The sequence below is a fragment of the Agriterribacter sp. genome, assembly GCF_035444585.1.
Lineage (GTDB): Bacteria > Bacteroidota > Bacteroidia > Chitinophagales > Chitinophagaceae > Agriterribacter.
Map to the genome: position 1 here is coordinate 1 of NZ_DAOMOZ010000076.1, position 19,376 is coordinate 19,376.

Sequence of the window (19,376 nt, forward strand, 5' to 3'; positions counted from 1 at the left end):
TTTTGATCTTTTTGTTAACATGTTCAAGCAAATTTGATGCGGCATCAAAATGCACTGTTCGAATGTTTACATTCATGATAATCCATTTTAATTTCTGTGAACAATTAAATATAAGAAAGAACTTATTGCTGCAACTGCAAAGCGGCAACAACCTCAAGTTAAGCCTTTATATATAAGATTTCAAATAAAACTTCGTTGCAAATGAAGCCATTTTTTTTGCTCCCGATACCTTACTGCATCAGGCTTTGGGATGCGCTTTTTTATACACTTCCTTTAACTTTTCTATGGTATTATGGGTATACACCTGGGTGGCTGCAAGAGTGGAATGACCGAGGAGCTCTTTAACCGCGTTAAGGTCAGCTCCCTCATTGGTAAGATGGGTGGCAAAAGTATGCCGTAAAATATGCGGGCTTTTCTTTTGAACAGTAGTAACAAGAGAAAGATATTTTTTTACGACCAGATAAACATATTTGGGGTATAATTTTTTTCCTTTCCCGTTAACTAAGAGGAAGTTTGTATCAAATGTTTTGTGCTGCGCCCGTTTTTCCTGCATATACCTGGCAATACTATCCGTTATGGGCGCGTTTAAAGGAATGATCCTTTCTTTATTCCCTTTACCCAATACTTTAAGGTTTTGCTGGCTCACATCTACCTGGCTTTCGCTGATATTGATCAGTTCACTCAAACGCATACCGGTAGCATACAGCAATTCGAGGATCATCCTTTCGGTATATCCATTCCACCCTTCCGGGAAGGTTACATGATTAAAAAGCGTTTCCGTATGCTTTTGTTCCACAAAAACCGGCAGCTTTTTTGAAATCCGGGGTGCTACAATCGTAGTCATCGGTGTAGTTTGAAGTAATCCTGTCTTCAAATGATATTTAAAAAAAGCCTTAAGTGTTGATATTTTCCGGTTTACGGTTTTAGCCGTTTGTTTGTGTTTCATTAGTTCGGCCAGCCAGGAACGGATATAAAAGGAAGAAATTTCGCTTAAATTGTCACATGGATTGTTGTTATTGAGATACCCGAAGAACTGGTCAAGATCTTTCCTGTAAGCAACGATCGTATGCCGGGAATATCTCTTCTCAAAACAGAGATAGTCAATAAAAGATTGCACCGGTGAAATATGAGGATGTTCTAACATAAAAAGGTAGCCATAAAGTTATACACTCTACGGCTACCTGTTCAAATTATTTATAAAAACCCCGGCTATTTTACCTCGATCTTGCCAATAGCGATGTTCTGCTTGTAAATTGCTTTCAGTATCTCTCCCCTGCGCCTGATAGAAGGCTTGGTGAAAGACTGGCGGCCTCTCAACTGCAATAATATCTTCGCTTTTTCAAACTTCTTCTTGTACTTTTTAAGCGCCTTGTCTATATTTTCGCAATCTTTGGAATCAATAATAAGCATATGTAGTTATACCTCCTTTATCGGTTTTTAAGGAGCGCAAAGATATTACAAGAAAGCTAAAAATCCAAGCCAAATTCAAAAATTCCCGAGGGAACGCTAATTTGCAGCTATGTTTACAGGTATCATAGAATCGGTGGGCAGCATTGCCCTGGCACAGGACGCGGGGACCAACAAGCAATTTTGGATCACATCTCCCCTGAGTGCCCGGTTTAAGCCCGACCAGAGCATAGCTCATAATGGTGTTTGCCTTACCGTTGAAGCCATCAGGGACAACAGCCACCTGGTAACTGCTGTGCAGGAAACCCTGCAAAAGACCAATATCAGCGAATGGGAAACGGGGGATCTTATTAATCTGGAACAATGCTTAACACTCAACAGTCGTTTAGACGGGCATATTGTACAGGGTCATGTGGATACCACTGCCGCCTGTACAGCAAAAGAAGCATTGAGCGGTAGCTGGAAATGCAGCTTCCGTTTCCCCGAAAAATTTGCACCCCTCATCATTGAAAAAGGCTCTGTTTGTATAAATGGGATCAGCCTTACGGCCTTCGATGTTACCCGCGACAACTTTTCTGTGGCAATCATCCCCTATACTTTTGAGCATACCAACATGCGGCAGCTAAAAAAAGGAGATACCGTAAATATCGAATTTGACATGGTAGGGAAATACGTGGTGAGGGGGATGGAACTGGGAAGAGCATAATACGACCTTTGTAATTACTCGCTATACAAGCTCCGCTTCAACAGACTGTTATTGTATTGCTGGATATTGGCCAGAACAATGTTCCGCAGGCGTTCTTTTTCTGTTTTATACGCTGGGTCGTTTGCAAGGTCGTGCTTCAACAGAGGATCGGCGGCATAATGATAGAGGTACTGCACTTTTTCGAGCGGTTCATTATAGCCCAGCACAAACCGGCTCGTAATAACCTGGTGAATGTAATTCAACCTGTTTACCACATAACGCTCCTTAAAGCTTGTATCCAGCAGGCTTTTACCAAAACCGGTATAATGTCCGTTATAGTTAAGCTTATCGAGTATCGTTGGAAGAATATCTACCTGCCCTGCAACAACAGGATCAACATTTCCGACAGGATTGGCAGGATCAAAAATAAAAATGGGGATTGCCGAAGAAGGAGATCGAAGCCAATACTATTTATTAGGTATAAACGAAAACTAGTTTATTTTTAGTGTATTCATTACAATCGCTCAATTGAGCATGTTTATTCCGATTCCATAATAACAAAAAGTTTATTGTGATACACAGTTATAAAGTCGGTGTAATCTGGAAAGGACAATTTGCAGAAGTCCGGCTTTTCATGTAAAGTTTCTTTTGATAAAAAAAGAAAAATCTTCGCTCCGTTACCCAAATATCGCATTGTGCTGATTTTTTGTTTTTCGGTATCAAAAACAGCCAAATGTTTTATATCTATAGCAATATCTGCATTGCCCTCAAAAAAAAACAAAACAGGTTTACCGCCAATATATAAAGGAGCTTTTCTGTCAAGTTGGATCAATTTGCTATAAGTATCTTCATCCATCCGATCCTGTTTTTCCAAATTATCGTAATTTCTATAGAAATAATTTACACTTTTATAACGGTCCCGGGTCCATTTATTCTTTAAATAGGTAAAAGCAACCAGAAAATAAATTATAAAAAGGAAGGTTAACAGTAAGGAAGCACTCTTACCGAGACGATTTAGAACCATTGTTAAAAATGCCGGGATAAATAAAAACCCAAGAAGTTTAAAATGTCTTGTGCTCTTATCAATATTAGTATCAAAAGCATACGCAATAATAAAAAAAATAGAAAGTCCGGCGTAAAATGCAATCAGAAGGTATTTATAAGACACAGCGTATTCATTACTGTTATAAAGTTTATAGATACACTTCAAAACCAGAAAAACCATTATTAAGAACACTGCGGAAGTAAAAATCAATTCGCGAAATGAGGCATTTACTTCCGTTCCAAAAACCAGCTTCTGAAATCTTATTACGGCGCTTTGAACAGATAAGATACTTGACAAAGGAGATGATAAAGGAATTAATAAATCTGAAAGTTCAATATGAAAATTATCCAGCACGGTTGGCCTGATTCCTTTATCTAAATAAAAAATATAAATGCATCCCGTTCCTGCAATCAATGGTATAAATAATTTAAAAGATTTATTATTTCTGCGAGATTCTTTCGCTTTAGAAATGCTAAACAAAAGACGCTGCAAGGGGTTTTGAAAAATTTTATGAGCGATAGCCGCAGAACAGTATATAATAAGCGTAGTTTTTGCAACGAAGCATAGCAAAAATAAAAGTAATACCGCCAGTAAATTATTGAAAGTATATTTCTGAAGGTTAAGAAGGCAATACAAGAACCACGGAAATACGCCAAAGGATAAAATTTCCCCTCCCTGGTATATAATAAAAGAATTGTAGAAGGTATCAGATATGATTATAATCAAAAGAGACAAACCGATGATAGCTGAAGGAAATTTAAAATATTTATACAGCTTATAAAATCCAAAAAGTCCTGATAAGGAAAAAATAAAAGTAATTAAGATGCTGGCAATTCCCAACCTCCACCCAAACAAATAATTCAATACTCCCGGAAAAATCCATTGCCCCGGAGACCACCAGGCTACAAAATGTTGTTGCATAACCCCAACATTGCCTGGAGAAACATCCTGCAATACGTTGAAAGTTCCGGTTTGTACAGTGCCCTTATATGCTAAAAAACCATAAACGCTGTCAATACTTATAACGTGAGGCGAGAAGCATAAATAAATGGATATGAACAGCAATAAAATAATTCCGGTTGCAGTATAAACCCATATCGCCTTATTACTCATTTTTGATCTTCTAGCAGTTTTATTTCAATATTGGCTACCTTAACAAAATATCTCACCATATGAAAAAAATTGGATTATTCTTAGTTATCATTTTGACTGCTAATATCTTACTACTCTACTCTCATTCCGGAAATAGAGGTCCTTTTGAATTTGACTACAACTACATAAAGATAAATAAGTATATGGGAATCCGGGTAAATCCCGATGCTTTCACTTTTATAGGAGTTGCTATTAATCCGGGCTATTTATTTCAAGATGGCTATCTTCGCCAGTCCAGACCGGTATATGCCCTAATAGGGTCAGTTATTGGTTATTCCATCTATTATGCTACATATCCCCTACATGCAGTTTTCGAAAGGGAAATGAAAAAAAGCCTGGACTTACGTGGAACGAAATCTGAAGAAAACAAAGGCGTGCTATATTTTTGCTTTTATCTGGGCTATGTACTCCTGAATTTTTTAATTTTACTATGCTCACTTTTGTTGTTTGACAGGTTGATCCACATTACATCAGGCTATTGGAAAAACGGAAAATTACTTTATATCCTCATACTGTTAATGATAGCAGGTAATCATGAAACAAAGTATTTTTTCTGGACCCCGCATCAGCAACTTTTTAATATTCTTACCCCTTTGCTTTCCCTATATGCAGGTATAAAAATTATACAGAATCACATACCTTCTTCAAAACTATTTTTGTATTCATTTTTATCAGGATGCGCACTTCTGATCTATGGAAATTTTTTGCTTCTCTTTATAACTATTTTAGCATCCGGACTGTATATTTTCTTAAAAAACAATCAGTTGAACTACCGGGCGATTATAATACGCCTCACAGTAATGATATTTCTTTTTTCCATACCAACCGTGTCGTGGATATTATTCCTGAAATCTAAAGGAATTAATTTTACAAGTTCAGAACTTGATGTATACAGACAATTTATATGGATAGCGGATGCAACAAAAGTATCACCGCAATATCTTTTTTACAGTGGCGCTGTTAATACCTGGTATTTCCTGCAAACCTTCGGAAGCCTTCTCCTTCCATTGTTATTGCTGCTAATAACTGTTCTGTATTTTCTCAAAAACAATATCTCATTTTCAGTTCTGACCCAAAGAATTGCATTTATCCCATTCGTTATTTGTATAGCCCACGTCCTTTTCTTCTGGCTGCTGGGATATTATGCGGACAGACTTACTTTTTCGCTTGTACCTTTTATTTTGTACTATTTTATCCTTTTGATCAATCAGCAAAAAGTAGATAAAAAACTGGAAGCTGCACTTATTTTAAGCAGTTGTATTTCATTCTTATGGATTGTTTTTTTTGAAGCTCCGCATTTTTCAACCCGTCTTTTGCTAAATTAAAATGACTTTTCATTTCTTTACAGTCTTAGGAAGTTCAGATAAAAATCGTTTAATGAAAGAAGGTGTAAAAAAGAAACTTTACTATCCGGCGTTAGATGGACTCAGGGGTATAGCAATCCTGTCGGTAATTTTATTTCATAATTTTGAATACACAAATGTCTTTTCTTTAGGATGGTTAGGAGTAGATCTTTTTTTTGTTATCTCTGGATTTTTGATAACCACCATTCTTCTGACAACGGTCAACAATCTGCATTATTTCAGAAATTTTTATATAAAAAGGATATTAAGAATTTTCCCGCTTTTTTATGTAAGTCTAATTTTAATTCTTTACGTGTTGCCCCTCATATGGAGCGAATATTCCGATAGAATTCTTTATTATAAGCACTACCAATTGTGGTTTTGGACCTTTCTTCAAAATTGGCTGTTAGGGCTCAACTTCCCAAATGAAAATACATCTCCCATAATTCAGCATTTCTGGTCTTTGGCAGTAGAAGAACAATTTTACCTGATATGGCCGTTGTTAATATTCTGGATCAAAAATCCTAAAATTTTATGCCTGCTTGTTACAATTCTATTGTTAGGGGTAAATATACTCAGGGCCTCGTTGCTGCTTTTACACCTTGATGCTATTCCATTTGGGACAATTTTTCCCTTTACCAGAATTGATGGCATTTGCGCAGGTAGTTTACTTGCACTCATCTTATATCTCAAACTTAAAATAAAAATAAGGCATTTTGTAATAATAGGCTCAATCATTCTATCTCTGAATTTTCTATTTTACATTCTCTACCCCAATTACATGCTGAATCTGATTTATTTTTCTTGTATCGGATATACGAGCTTTTCATTTCTTTTTTCGATAATAATCTACCTGTTATTAAATAAAAGCAGCTATTTTATTAGTATTGTTTTCGAGAACAGAATAATAAAACTCATTGGAAAAGTATCCTTCGGACTATATATCATTCACTACCCGGTTTATGTAGTCATGGGACCCCATTTAAGGGATTGGGCAAAGCTAACCGGATTACCGAACCAATTGATATCAGTATTTGCGTCTGTTTTAACCACCATCATAGGAATAATATTAAGTATTTTTAGTTATTATTGTTTCGAAATATATTTTCTGAGGTTAAAGAAAAAATTTTCCTGATCCTTCATGCTGCTGATGCTTTTTCTTCATGTTTTTATTACTATTTCCTGCCTTTGGGCAGGATATTTATATTATCGGCTATTAAACAGAGAATCAAAACCAGACAAACACTTTATAATACACGCCATAAATGGACTTATTATTTTAACCCTATTTACACAGTTAAGCGCACTTTTCATTCCTATCGGTAACACTTTTTCTCTATTGATATTCCTGCCGCTCGCCCTATCGGCAGTTTGCATGCGAAAAGCCTTTGCAGGCTTACTAAAGAACATATTTTCCGGTATTATCCGTTTACCTCCCGCAGCGAAGATTTGCCTGGTATGTTTGTGGCTGATAATACTTATGCTCAACACAGGGCCTTTGATAATGGATGATACTGAAAGTTACCATATCCAAATGGTGCAATGGGTAGAAGTCTTTGGATCAGTGCCGGGCATTGCCAATCTGCATGAAAGGTATGGGTTTAACTCTTCCTGGTTTAGCAGCGTTGCTGTTTTTCATTTTCCTTTCACGGACGCGAATACTTTCACTGCCCTAAATGGCGCATTGTCATTATGGTTCTGTGTTTATTTTTTACAACTCGGATTTCATCATTATAAAAAAGAGAATATTTCACTTCGCTTCGCTGCCCTGGTTACGCTCCTTTTCTCTTTTGCCTCATGGCCGGTTATAAGAGGAAATGCAGCAACCATAAACTATGATTATATCACAATGCTGGTTGTTCTGGTACTGTGTATAGAGACTTATTTATGCAAAGACCATAGAAGGGATTTCGGTTTATTGCCCGAATGGTTGATCTGGCCTGTTTACCTTTTTACAGTCCGCATCACTAATTATCCATTTTTATTGTTAGGTATTTTTGCAACAATTCATCTGTTAAAAAATAAAAAATGGTATCCGGTAAGTTCTTTTATAATCATAGTGCTCTCGCTGATGGTGCCATTTATCGCCAGAAATATTATTGTTTCGGGATATCCGTTTTATCCTTCATCTTTCATGAACTATTTTAATGTTGACTGGAAAACACCTCCTGAGGTATTGGAACATTTGCTGCGATTCATTAAATACTACAATCGTGTGAGCAACGGCATTTTGGATATTGAAACAACAGCTTCACTAAATGGACTAAGCTGGATACCTTTTTGGTTTAAATACATGTCGGCATACAACCATATGATTTTTTTACCTGGAATTGCCGGCATTATATTATATAGCATATATATTTGGAGAAACAGTAAAAAAGGACTTTCGCCTTCCCGCATATTAGCCATTTCTTTAATTCTTTTCTTCGCGTCATGGTTTTGCATAGCACCGGATCCGAGATTTATTTATGGACTACTGATCACCGGCATTTTTTTCCTGTTCAATTTTACTTCCCGGTTATTGAATGCGCGTATAATTAATAAAATGACCCATGTGGTAACGATTATACTTATGCTTTGTACAGCATCTTATATCGTATATAAGCAGGCGAAAGATAATTCGTTCAAAAACTGGGCAATCCCAGCTCCCTTGCCGCACCCTCCTGTAAAGGAGGAGCAAATAGGGGATATAATCGTTAGAGTGCCTGAAAAAATAAATGGAAATTGGAATCCGCGTTGCTACGGCACGCCGCTTCCATGCCTGTATTCTGTATACCCTGGACTGGAAGCCAGGGGCAAAACGATTCGGGAAGGTTTCCGGATCAACCAATCAAAGCAATGATTATATTGCATTTTAATATTGCATTTTGAAAAAATTAAGCATCATAATTCCCTGCTTTAATGAACAATCATTTATTGAACAAATTATTGACAAAGTAAGACAGGTTTCGTTGGAGCATTCCATGGAAAAAGAGATCATTGTGGTTGATGATGCATCAACAGATGCAACGGTTCAGATTGTGAAAGCATACACAGTAAAGGATCAATCGGTTAAATTGATCCTTCATCCTGTAAATAAAGGAAAAGGTGCATCTCTGCAAAGTGGATTAAAAGAAGCCACTGGAGATATAGTAGTCATCCAGGATGCCGACCTTGAATATGATCCTGCCGACTATAACAAAATGCTGTCTCCCATATTTGCAGGACACGCAGATGTGGTATATGGTTCAAGATTTATGGGCAGCGGTCCTCACCGGGTGCTCTTCTTCTGGCATACCATCGGCAACAAACTGCTCACTTTTTTTTCTAATGTTTTTACTGGAGTGAATCTCACTGATATGGAAACCGGCTATAAAATGTTTAAGACCGAAATAATAAAAAGCATTCAGACAAAAGAAAAAAGATTTGGGATTGAACCGGAGATCACCGCGAAAATTTGCAGGATAAAAAATATTCGTATATATGAGGTAGGCATTGCTTATTACGGCCGCAAATATAATGAAGGGAAAAAAATAAGCTGGCAGGACGGTTTTGCCGCCATTTGGTGTATATTAAAGTATAATATATTGTGGCGGAGATGAATACACAATTTTCATATGATAAAGATCCGCTGGGATCGAAAACATTAGAGACCATTTCCAATGCTTCAAATTTTAACCAATGGATGTATGCCGAAATCAAACCCTTTTTAAAGGGAGAAATACTGGAAATCGGCAGCGGGATAGGGAATATTTCACGATATGTAATCGCAGATGGATTTAAAATCACACTTTCCGATTTTAATCCCGGATATTACCAGTGGCTGAAAGAAAAATTTTCGGATTCTCAGTACGTACAAAACATTATGCAAATAGACCTGTTGCACCCCGATTTTCAAAAAAAGTATTCATTCCTGTATGAAAAGTTTGATTCTGTTTTCCTGCTAAATGTTATAGAACATATTGAAGATGATATTACGGCTGTAAAAAATTGTAAGTTTTTAATGAAGCCGAACGGACACCTGGTATTATTGGCGCCAGCCTATAATTGGCTTTACTGCAGATTCGACAGGGAACTGGGGCATTATCGCAGGTATACCCTCCATTCAATGAAACATATTCTCAAATGCAATGGGCTGCATATTCACAGCGGGAGCTATTTTAATAGTGCAGGGATAACAGGCTGGCTGTTTTTTGGAAAGATAATGAACAACAAAATGATTGGTAATGGCGAGATGTCGGTCTTTAACCGCATTGTACCAATTGCCAGGATATTAGATAAGCTAACAGCAAAAAAAATTGGTTTATCCGTCATAACAAGCAGCATAAAACAATAAGCCGGATATGATCATCACCTTAATTGCCTGGACATACATTACCTGTATTTGCTACGGCTGGGGTCATCTTTTTTTTCGGGCAGCAGAGAAGATCACTTCCGGCTCTGTCCATAAAAAAGTCCCTTTTAGCATTATTTGTTTCACGGGACTTGCGGCTATAGCGTGCATCGCCGGCATAGCTTCATTGTTTTTACCACTAGGATTATGGCAGCTACAGCTATTCTTAATACTACCATGCGTACCTTTTTTTGGGGCAATCATAAAAAGCAAACCTTCATTCAATCCATTCCGTTCATTGCATCCGCTCATTATAGTGCTTTTAGTAAGCAGCTTTACGATGGTTTTGATAATGAGCACATGGACCATTACCCATCCAGACAGTATGGAATATCATATCCAGGCTATCCAATGGATTGAAAAATATAAAGCTATCCCCGGATTGGCGCATTTAAATATTCACTTGGGACTTCAAAACCTCTGGTTCCCGGTCTGCGCTTTATTCAGTTTCCACTTTACCGGCGCGGGACACTATTTTTTTTTAAATACGATAGTCGTTATCTGGTATTTCCATTTCGTTCTCTTGCAAATAAATACCAATCTGTACAAACGCAATGCTATCCAAAGCATGCTATGGCTGGCCTTACTGGCTTTAAGCATGTGGAGTTACACTCAGACCAGGCTTACGGTTACTTCGGTAAGTCCTGATTTTATTGTTGCGCTTTACTTATGGCTTATATTTTATTTACTTTACGATACTGTTCTGATACAACACCCAACCAAATCTGTGCTTCTTATATTACTTACCTGTTTTGTGATATGTCTAAAACTATCGGCAATCCCGGTAATAATTGTTGCGCTGTATGCAGCATGGAAACTAATAATGGTCCAAAAGATCCGTGCATTGTGTTTTGCCGGCAGCATCGTTGTAATAATATTTTGCTCGTTTCTTGGCAGAAATATTGTAACTACAGGTTATCCCCTGTTCCCGTCTGCATTTGCAGATATTGCAAATGAGGGATGGGATTGGAAATTAAAAAACACAGAGGTGGTTCACGTAAACAATTACATAACAACTTATGCCAGAATCAAATCCGGCTTTTCAAAGGATGCGGTACAAAAGGCATTGCAGTTGAAACCGGCACAATGGTTACCGGTATGGTGGAGAAACCGGTCAATCGCCGATAAAGTCATCATCCTGTTTTTCCTTGGCGCAATAGCTGCTTCTCTTATGCAACTAAAAAACATAATCCACGCCCCGAAGGAAACGAAAATATTGCTGGCAACAAACATCCTGGGAATCTTCTTCTGGTTTACACAGGCTCCTGATCCACGTTTTGGATTTGGATTCATTATTCCATTTATGGGAATTGCTTACCTGCTCTTTTCAAGAAACATTGCAGTAGCACTTTTTAAAAATGATCGTGGTAAAAGAATAACTGAGGTAAGCCTGATCGCAGGATGTATTATTCTCATCTCTTATGCAGGTAACCGGTACACCAATTATTTTTCTGTACAACAAATTGTGCAGCCACTTGGAACAAAAAAATTGCCGTATCACCCAATTTCCTATTCCGGCATAACATTCAACATTTCTGAAGTGGGCACAGCATGCGGTGATATTCCTATTCCCTGCTGCGCCGAAAACCCTTCCCAACATTTTATTTTAAGGGGTTCGGTAATTACCGATGGATTTAAGTCAGTTCCTGATCAAAAACAATAGCATCCCTTCCCCTTACCGCATCAAGTACATTTTCCCATACCCTTTATTGAAGTATTGGTCTGTATTATCTCCTTCAGATTTATACCTGTCCAAAGATTGTCCATTCAAATTGGTGATCACCCGGTACAGGTACACTCCATTGGCCAATTTTTGTCCGTACTGATCCGTACCGTCCCATTTGAATTCGGTAATATTTCTCCCGATCTTTAGGGGACCCAACTCTTCTTTCGTAATTTCTCTTACGATTTTTCCGGTTATGGTCAACACCTGGATGCGTATATTCTGCGGTATATCACTGCCTGTTAAGGTAAATACAAAAGCCGTTGAAGTTGTAAAAGGATTGGGGTAATTAAACATATTTGAGATCATTGGTTTATTAATGATCTTAAAGCTCACCGTATATTCCGTTTGTCCGATAGCGTTACCGCTCTTGTCTCTGCCTGAAACAATCAATTCATAATCCCCGTCATCAAGGAAATTTGGATTGAAATCAATTGTAGCCGTATTGTCTGTACCTCCCGGTGTAAGAGATGAAGGCGTAAACCGGAGCGTATCATTATTAAATGAAAAAGTCCTTAATGTTCTATCGGGGTATCTCACCTGTACTTTTAAGAGCGAGGTATCATCCAAAGCCAGAAAACGGCTGTCATCCTTTAACTTCATGAGAATATGCGGCCTGGCGGAGACAATATCATTATTAAGAATATGCACCCCGTCAAATGTAACATCAAGTAAGGGGTTAAGATTATCGGGACGGACATAAACACTTTTGTACAAAAAATTATTAAGCAAATATTGCTCGGCCTGATCATTATCAGGATTAAAGTTCATTACCAATGTGTTCAAACCGGGATAGTCCCTGGAATTATCAATCACATATTCCACTTTAACGGTATCCCCACTGATCACGATCTTTCTTCTTGCGGTATCGAGTATGTGCTGAAGATTATTTTTATCAAGCAAGCTGAGTTTAACTTTTAAGCTGTCAAAAGCTACCGGGCTGATATTTTTAAAAGCTATTCCAAATTTTAATTTTTCACCTGCTTCTATCGTATCCTTTGATTCAAAATAGATATTAGGAGCAACTGATCCTTCAGGTACCGGCACATAATTTAATCTCCAGTATTTTAACTGGTAGGGAGTAGATTTTGATGTGTCCACGTTTTTCATCCTAAGTTGCAGGTAGGGGTACTGCGATGCATCAATAGCAGATACATCGAAATCTTTATCCGTTTCATTAATACTATAAACCGTATGCTGAGATTGATCCGGCTTTATGGCTACGACCTCAACAGCAACTCTATCAGATGAGGGGTCCTCCAGCTTTACGCCGTTCCAGTGCAACTCCTTCCATTCTTTGGCCGGACCAAGCTTTGGAGAAACAATATACCCAACCGAATCGGGAGAGGGGCATTCAACACCCATTGATATCAAATCAAACTGATTCTGGCTGAACTGTATCCTGGGATCAAATTCATCCTGGCTGTTCTTTTTAAAGACAAAACTGAATGCACGCGGGCGATTAAACGAATCGAGGCTGGTAAACCCCTGATTAAAGAGCTTATGGTATAAAGAATTTCCACTCCCAAACAAAGTTGTATCTGCTTTCCATTGATCTGCATAGGTATTCCCAGCTACTGAAGAACTCGCATTTGAACGTACTATCACATAGCTTCCGTCTGGAATGGTGTCTAAAAAGTCCATTGCCTTTTTGCGGGAACTGCTGCTGGACAGCAGGTATAGGAAATTGTGGGTTCTTCCTCCGCCACAGGTTGCTAAAAGACTGTTATACAAGCCTGTTGTGCCGGAAAAGTCATTGGTCCACGGCTTAAACGTTATAGGATCAATGATCTGAAAAATCAATTCATCAAAATTACATCCGGCTCCAAGCACATCCTCGCCATTAAGAGAATTAACATAAGACGCCTGGAAACCCGACGCTGTGGGATATACCCCGTTCCTGATAATTAAGGAATTGGAGATCATATCATATTTCCATTGCCGGTCGTCTTTCAGTTCCATCCCCTCGTCTTCATTTTCAAGATATTGATAATAATGAGACTGGTTGAATCCTTCTGTACTTCCGTTCAGATATATGAATGAAGATCTGGTCCAGCTATACTCCTGACCTGAAGACGGTACTGCCGCAACCCTCCAGTAATATACAGTACTGTCGGAAAAAGTCATTGCCGGTTTAAACTCCAGCACTCCCCCTATGCTGTTTTTCGAATCTGATTTTTTTAACGGAGAATCAAACGATGCCGTGGTGTCTATCTCCATTATGTAATTTTTCATTGCAGACAGCGGGTTGGCTGTTGAAGCATAAAATGAGATATTACTGTTATTGACAATTGAAAATTTATAAGGATATACAGGAGTGGCTTCATCTTCTACAATGTAAAATACCTTAGAAACAGAATTATTGGATTCGGAGATCTCATCAATTTCATTGTTCGTATCTGCTGTTACAATCAGCCTGTTTTCTCCTTTTTCGAGAGCTGGATTAACAGGTATGGTTAACTGTATGCTGTCACTGAAAAGAAGTCCTGAAATCCTTTTACTGGTCAGCAGCGTTACAGACCCGTCAGGTAATTGCCGTTTTATCTCCAACGTCAGAGAATCGGGAATAGCTTTTCCAATATTAAAGAACTTAACAGACAAAGTAAAATCCCGGTCGGCTACTGAAATGACCGGTGGAAGTTGGATAAACTGGTCTTCCACAACATAATCCGGCAGCGGCTGGGCGTATAGTTTTACAACAGGGTCGCCATGCAATGTAATTTCTTCGGCATGCAGTCTGGCAAAAAAATCGGTTCCCCAAACACCCTGTAAATAGCGAAAAGATTCTTCCAGGGTTTCACCAATTGAATGTCCGTATTCTTTTTTGGAAATAGCGCCATATAAACCGGTCAAATAAGAATTAAGGTAACTTACGATACCAAAATGGGAACTTGCTATAAACCCTATCGCACCCCGTTCATTGGCCAATACAAATTTTTCTGAAAGTGTATTGATTGCGTTCAGCCTGTTCTGGTCAAAGCTAAAAATATCTCCTGCCAGACAACCATTTACAAAAAACATAGGATATTTACCCTGGTTTTCATACGCACCCGGATCCTCAATATTAAAGTCAATGTTTGTGGAAGATGAATGACCAAAATAATTAACTATTCCGATACCTTCTTTAAACAACGTCCGCAGCCCTTCATTGGTGAGCTGAGAAGCAACAGCAGATGTTTTACTAAATGTTTTAACGTTCCCTCCATATAAAGTATCTGACAGTACATACTTCAGTTGATTCATATAACCGCCAATCTCTGCAGTTAATGCCGCATTACCTCCTCCAATAGCATGAACCGCATTCTTCATCCAACCCCTTCCCGCTATTGTATGAGGAGCGTTAACAGCAATAGATTCATACTCTTTTACCTTGTTAAGATATATTTCAACCTCAGCAGGACTAACTGCAGACAGTCTTCCCACCGGGATACTGGAAATGGTTTCATTATCCCTTGCTGCAAGTAAATTGTCTGAATCGGGATGCCCGAACGATGGCACCAGGTTCAGCCGCTCCAGCAGCGGATCGCTCTGGTGGGTTCTTGCATCAATATAATTCACGCCCTTGCCGATAAGAAAAACAGCACCGGGCGCCGTTGCAAAAATATCCTCAGCATATTTTATAAAATTTTTTATTGCAAACGGATGTCGTTTAATGCCAAATGCAAACTGGTCGGTTAGCTGCCCTATATCGTATATTTTTGCAACATAGCCACCTCCCGGGGATGAACTGCGGTACTGACGGTACATTTCCACAGGATTACCGTTTGCACCATTATACAATAGCGGATTGCTGATGATGAGATAATTGCCATGATTGTCTGGCTGACCATAATCAACAAAATTACGGGGGGCCAATGCATTGATCATGTTAACATTGGCGGCCATTGCACTCATTAAAACCAGCTTTCTTTTTTGCACCGAAGGCGGCAGGGCGAATTTTATAACACCCGCTTCGGCAATATCGCCGGTATATCTCTTATGATTGGAAAGATCATAGAGAACAGGCGCAAGGTTTCCCCTGTTGAAGTTGGTGATCCTGAGAAAATTTCCTGTGCCCGTGGCCGGCAACTCAAATACAAAATTAGCGCTGTTGCCAAAGTTGAATTGCCGGGGATAAGTGATCTCGTACTTCGACACCACCATCCGGTCGTTGGGGTTAGCGGAAGTATTGATGATCCTCACTGCCGCACTGCCCGAACTGATCAGGCTTACCGGCAGGGTTACCTGCTGGCGCAGATCATTAAAAACATTCATAACCGCATCAACAACCTGGGTATTGTTAATGTTAACCCTGAAATTGCGGTTATACAGTGCATTTCCCGAACCTGCAATAAAAAAAGTGCCGGCCGGTCCCGCAGTATACACAAAAAGGTTATTAACGGTTTCATTCAGGGGGGTAGAGGGGCGGATGTCTCCACTGGAATAGCCTTCTCCCTTATCGTATGCAGAAGAATACACATACTCGCCTACCAGTCCTGCATAACCCGGATTGATCCTGTTCTTAAAATATTTGCCATAGGTATACATGAAATAAGGCTCGGGAGCCAGCGTATTGCCTGCAACATTATTGGCTTCATCAGCTATGCGCAGGTTACCACCCGAAGCATTGACCGTTAAAAAGAAGGAAGCCGTATCGGTTTCAAGGCTCCATTTGTCGGACAACTGATCATTGATATTCCTGTATAATTTTGTATCGGGTTTGCCATCGTTCATTTCTCCCCAGAACTCCAGATAACCATTCTCACCCAAAGTTCCCGAAGCAACAGAAGCATACAAAGGCACCTGTGTACCGTTCCGCCACAACTGGAAATATTCGGCTGGTGTGTTATCTAATCCAACAGACTGTAAAACAGATTGCGTGATCCGGTATAACCCGTCTTTACCAACGGGAAACTTGTAATAGGTTTTGTTATAGTCAATCCATTCATTATTATATTGCGCTTTGGCAGCAAAAGTGCTCAACACGAATATTATAAATAAAAACCGTTTCATCATACGCTATTGGTTTTTAACGCTTTTACTCTTTTCCTTTTTCACCAGATCTAACCGTATGGAGAAGACATGCGTATACAAGGGGTTGGATTGATTGGCAAGATTCGTAAAAGCATAATCAATGGCAATATGCTTTAATTTAAAACCGGCGCCCAGGCTGGGCTGATATATCCATACTTTTTTCTGGTTAAGGGTATCGCCGTCGGCCAGGGCCCGCTGGAAATTATAAATACCACCTCTTACAAAAATCAGATTTTTATATCCCAGCTCAATCCCTAAGCGGGGATCAACACTTACGGGGTCGGCACTGACAATTACATTTCTTTTGCCGTCAAAAGTGAGGTCTAAACTGGCTTCGGCAAGAAGATTGAAATTTTTCCCTACCGCAAAATCATATCCCCCGCCCAGTACCAGCCGGGGCGCCGTAAGTTCTGTTGACTTTACCGGTATTTCATTGTCTGTGAGGTAAAGCACTTCTTTTTCCTCTTCCGTAAAGCTAAAGCTCCAGGCGTTGAACGTTGTGGTTACATCCCTGGCGGCAATGCCCAATTTCCATCGCCCGGTATGCATTTGCACGCCGGCATCCAACCCAAATCCCCAGGCCTTTGCAAATGTTCCTACATTCCGGTGAATGACTTTGGCATTTACACCATAGCTGAACAATTTGTTGCCTGTTTGCTTTACACTCTGGGCATAAGAAAAAAGAAAAGCATAGTCGGCAGAAGAAAAAGAACGGATATTGTTATAGTTGATGGAACCATCGGGCTCAACAAGGTATAAGGTATTGGGAATATCATCTACCCCAAAACGCAACAGGGATAAAGCAATGGTTCTTTTTTTATCGCTTAGCGGAATAGCCACACTTCCGTAGTCGTACTTGCCAATGCCGGAAAAATATTCCGCATGCATAAAATTTACAACCGGATTGTCTTTTATATGTACAAGCCCTGCAGGATTCCAGTAGCCTGCATTGCCATCGCTAACCGAAGCTATTTGTGCGCCACCCATTCCAAGTCCTCTTGCCCCTGCTCCTATGTTCAGAAACTCATTTGAATACTTCCGGAACTGGGCATAGGAATTCTTGCTACTACTTAACAGGACAATCAAAACTGTTCTCAGAAGCACTTTTTTCATTCAACTTATTTTCTGATAAGTAATTTCACCTTACAGCCGACCCTTCCGGACCGTTTTGCATTGCAAATATACACAGGAACACTTAGCAGTGATAGACATTAAAATACAAGCTTTTATAACGGATTTATGCTCAAAATATTGCCGTTTTAAACAGCCTTCATAAACTAACATTATTTTTGCCCAAAACCATTTGAAAATGACGCTTATAGAAGAATTGAAATGGCGGGGCATGCTCCAGGATATAATGCCCGGAACAGCAGAACAGTTGGATAAAGAAATGACAACGGCTTATATTGGTTTTGATCCTACGGCCGACAGCTTGCATATCGGGAGCCTGGTACCTATTTTATTGCTGGTACACCTGCAAAAAAAAGGGCATAAGCCCATTGCCCTTATTGGTGGTGCAACAGGTATGATCGGCGATCCCAGCGGCAAAAGCGAAGAAAGAAACCTGCTGAGCCCGGAACAATTAGACATTAATGTAGCGGGTATCAGGGAGCAATTGGAAAAGCATCTCGATTTCAATACTGCCCTGCCCAATAATGCAGAGTTGGTAAATAACTACGACTGGTTTAAAAATATTGGTTTTATTGAGTTTTTGAGAGATACGGGAAAATACATTACCGTGAATTATATGATGGCCAAAGACAGCGTAAAAAAGCGCATTGAAGGCGATACGGGCATCAGCTATACAGAATTTGCCTACCAGTTGATGCAGGGATACGATTATTACTGGCTGTATACCCATAAAAACTGCAGGCTTCAAATGGGTGGCAGCGATCAATGGGGCAATATTACCACCGGGTCCGAGCTTATACGGCGCAAGGCAGGCGGAGAAGCTTTTGCTTTTACCTGCCCGCTCATTACCAAAGCTGATGGGGGAAAATTTGGCAAAACCGAAAAAGGAAATGTGTGGTTAAACGCAGAAAGAACATCTCCTTACCAGTTCTATCAGTTCTGGCTTAATGCTTCAGACGAAGACGCGGAAAAATGGGTTAAAATTTTCACTTTTTTATCCCCAACAGAGATCAATGCCCTGCGGGAACACCATCATCAAAATCCGGCCGCCCGGTTGCTGCAAAAAACGCTGGCTAAGGAAGTAACGATTTTTATTCACGGGGAAGAGGAATACACTAAAGCCATCGAAACAACAGAAAAATTGTTTTCCCGTCAAACGGCGCCGGTAGAATCATTAAGCGCCGAAGATCTCGAAAATATGGAAGGCGTAATAAAATTTGATTACCCCAGACAAAAGATCAGCAATGGAATTGATATCGTTTCTTTTTTAGCTGAAACGGGCAGCTTTTCCAGCAAAGGAGAAGCGCGAAAAATGATCCGGAACGGAGGGGTAAGCATCAACCGTAATAAAATTGATAATATTTCAAAGGAAATCAACACTGCCGATCTTTTACACGATAAATATGTATTGATCCAAAAGGGCAAAAAAAATTATTACCTGGTTAATGTCAATTGAATATCCGGGAATGAAATTTGGTTTAGATGCTGCGAGTATTTACTTTTGC

General features: G+C 39.3%; 14 protein-coding genes. 8 read left to right on the plus strand and 6 right to left on the minus strand.

Annotated elements, in window-relative coordinates; translation table 11 throughout:
- Positions 1 to 238: 238 nt before the first annotated feature.
- Positions 239 to 1,117 (minus strand): tyrosine-type recombinase/integrase, encoded by an 879-nt coding sequence (locus PLH26_RS10080; protein WP_324585887.1) that lies wholly within the window; start codon positions 1,115 to 1,117, stop codon positions 239 to 241.
- Between the two features lie 92 nt (positions 1,118 to 1,209).
- Positions 1,210 to 1,410: a 30S ribosomal protein S21 gene (gene rpsU, locus PLH26_RS10085; RefSeq protein WP_324585888.1), complete on the minus strand. Its 201-nt coding sequence runs from the start codon at positions 1,408 to 1,410 to the stop codon at positions 1,210 to 1,212.
- A 109-nt stretch (positions 1,411 to 1,519) separates the two neighbouring features.
- Here rpsU and PLH26_RS10090 point away from each other — a divergent pair, with 109 nt between their 5' ends.
- On the plus strand, positions 1,520 to 2,113 hold the full coding sequence (locus PLH26_RS10090) for a riboflavin synthase (protein ID WP_324585889.1): 594 nt from the start codon (positions 1,520 to 1,522) through the stop codon (positions 2,111 to 2,113).
- 14 nt (positions 2,114 to 2,127) lie between these two features.
- Here PLH26_RS10090 and PLH26_RS10095 read toward each other — a convergent pair whose 3' ends face one another.
- Together PLH26_RS10095 and PLH26_RS10100 are read right to left on the minus strand one after the other, a co-directional pair.
- Positions 2,128 to 2,367: a hypothetical protein gene (locus PLH26_RS10095; RefSeq protein WP_324585890.1), complete on the minus strand. Its 240-nt coding sequence runs from the start codon at positions 2,365 to 2,367 to the stop codon at positions 2,128 to 2,130.
- A gap of 263 nt (positions 2,368 to 2,630) precedes the next feature.
- Positions 2,631 to 4,250 carry a hypothetical protein gene (locus PLH26_RS10100; protein WP_324585891.1) on the minus strand — a complete coding sequence of 540 codons (1,620 nt, stop codon included), beginning with the start codon at positions 4,248 to 4,250 and terminating at the stop codon, positions 2,631 to 2,633.
- Positions 4,251 to 4,309: 59 nt separating this feature from the next.
- Here PLH26_RS10100 and PLH26_RS10105 point away from each other — a divergent pair, with 59 nt between their 5' ends.
- From PLH26_RS10105 to PLH26_RS10125, 6 genes are read left to right on the plus strand one after another with little or no spacing between them, the layout of a single operon-like run.
- The gene (locus PLH26_RS10105; protein ID WP_324585892.1) at positions 4,310 to 5,614 is read left to right on the plus strand and encodes a hypothetical protein; all 1,305 of its coding nucleotides are present in this window, start codon (positions 4,310 to 4,312) and stop codon (positions 5,612 to 5,614) included.
- A gap of 52 nt (positions 5,615 to 5,666) precedes the next feature.
- On the plus strand, positions 5,667 to 6,767 hold the full coding sequence (locus PLH26_RS21755) for an acyltransferase family protein (RefSeq protein ID WP_502876376.1): 1,101 nt from the start codon (positions 5,667 to 5,669) through the stop codon (positions 6,765 to 6,767).
- A gap of 15 nt (positions 6,768 to 6,782) precedes the next feature.
- Complete coding sequence (locus PLH26_RS10110; protein ID WP_502876377.1) at positions 6,783 to 8,474, plus strand: DUF8201 family protein; 1,692 nt, start codon at positions 6,783 to 6,785, stop codon at positions 8,472 to 8,474.
- 25 nt (positions 8,475 to 8,499) lie between these two features.
- Positions 8,500 to 9,213 carry a glycosyltransferase family 2 protein gene (locus PLH26_RS10115; RefSeq protein ID WP_324585894.1) on the plus strand — a complete coding sequence of 238 codons (714 nt, stop codon included), beginning with the start codon at positions 8,500 to 8,502 and terminating at the stop codon, positions 9,211 to 9,213.
- The gene (locus tag PLH26_RS10120; RefSeq protein WP_324585895.1) at positions 9,210 to 9,947 is read left to right on the plus strand and encodes a class I SAM-dependent methyltransferase; all 738 of its coding nucleotides are present in this window, start codon (positions 9,210 to 9,212) and stop codon (positions 9,945 to 9,947) included. Before PLH26_RS10115 ends, PLH26_RS10120 begins: the two co-directional genes overlap by 4 nt.
- A gap of 7 nt (positions 9,948 to 9,954) precedes the next feature.
- Entirely contained in the window at positions 9,955 to 11,667 is a 1,713-nt protein-coding gene (locus PLH26_RS10125; RefSeq protein ID WP_324585896.1) for an LIC_10190 family membrane protein, read from the plus strand.
- A gap of 12 nt (positions 11,668 to 11,679) precedes the next feature.
- Here PLH26_RS10125 and porU2 read toward each other — a convergent pair whose 3' ends face one another.
- Together porU2 and PLH26_RS10135 are read right to left on the minus strand one after the other, a co-directional pair.
- On the minus strand, positions 11,680 to 16,722 hold the full coding sequence (gene porU2 / locus PLH26_RS10130) for a putative type IX secretion system sortase PorU2 (protein WP_324585897.1): 5,043 nt from the start codon (positions 16,720 to 16,722) through the stop codon (positions 11,680 to 11,682).
- A gap of 3 nt (positions 16,723 to 16,725) precedes the next feature.
- Positions 16,726 to 17,853 (minus strand): putative type IX sorting system protein PorV2, encoded by a 1,128-nt coding sequence (locus PLH26_RS10135; protein ID WP_324585898.1) that lies wholly within the window; start codon positions 17,851 to 17,853, stop codon positions 16,726 to 16,728.
- Positions 17,854 to 18,049: 196 nt separating this feature from the next.
- Here PLH26_RS10135 and tyrS point away from each other — a divergent pair, with 196 nt between their 5' ends.
- Entirely contained in the window at positions 18,050 to 19,327 is a 1,278-nt protein-coding gene (gene tyrS, locus PLH26_RS10140; protein WP_324585899.1) for a tyrosine--tRNA ligase, read from the plus strand.
- The last annotated feature ends 49 nt before the right edge of the window (positions 19,328 to 19,376 follow it).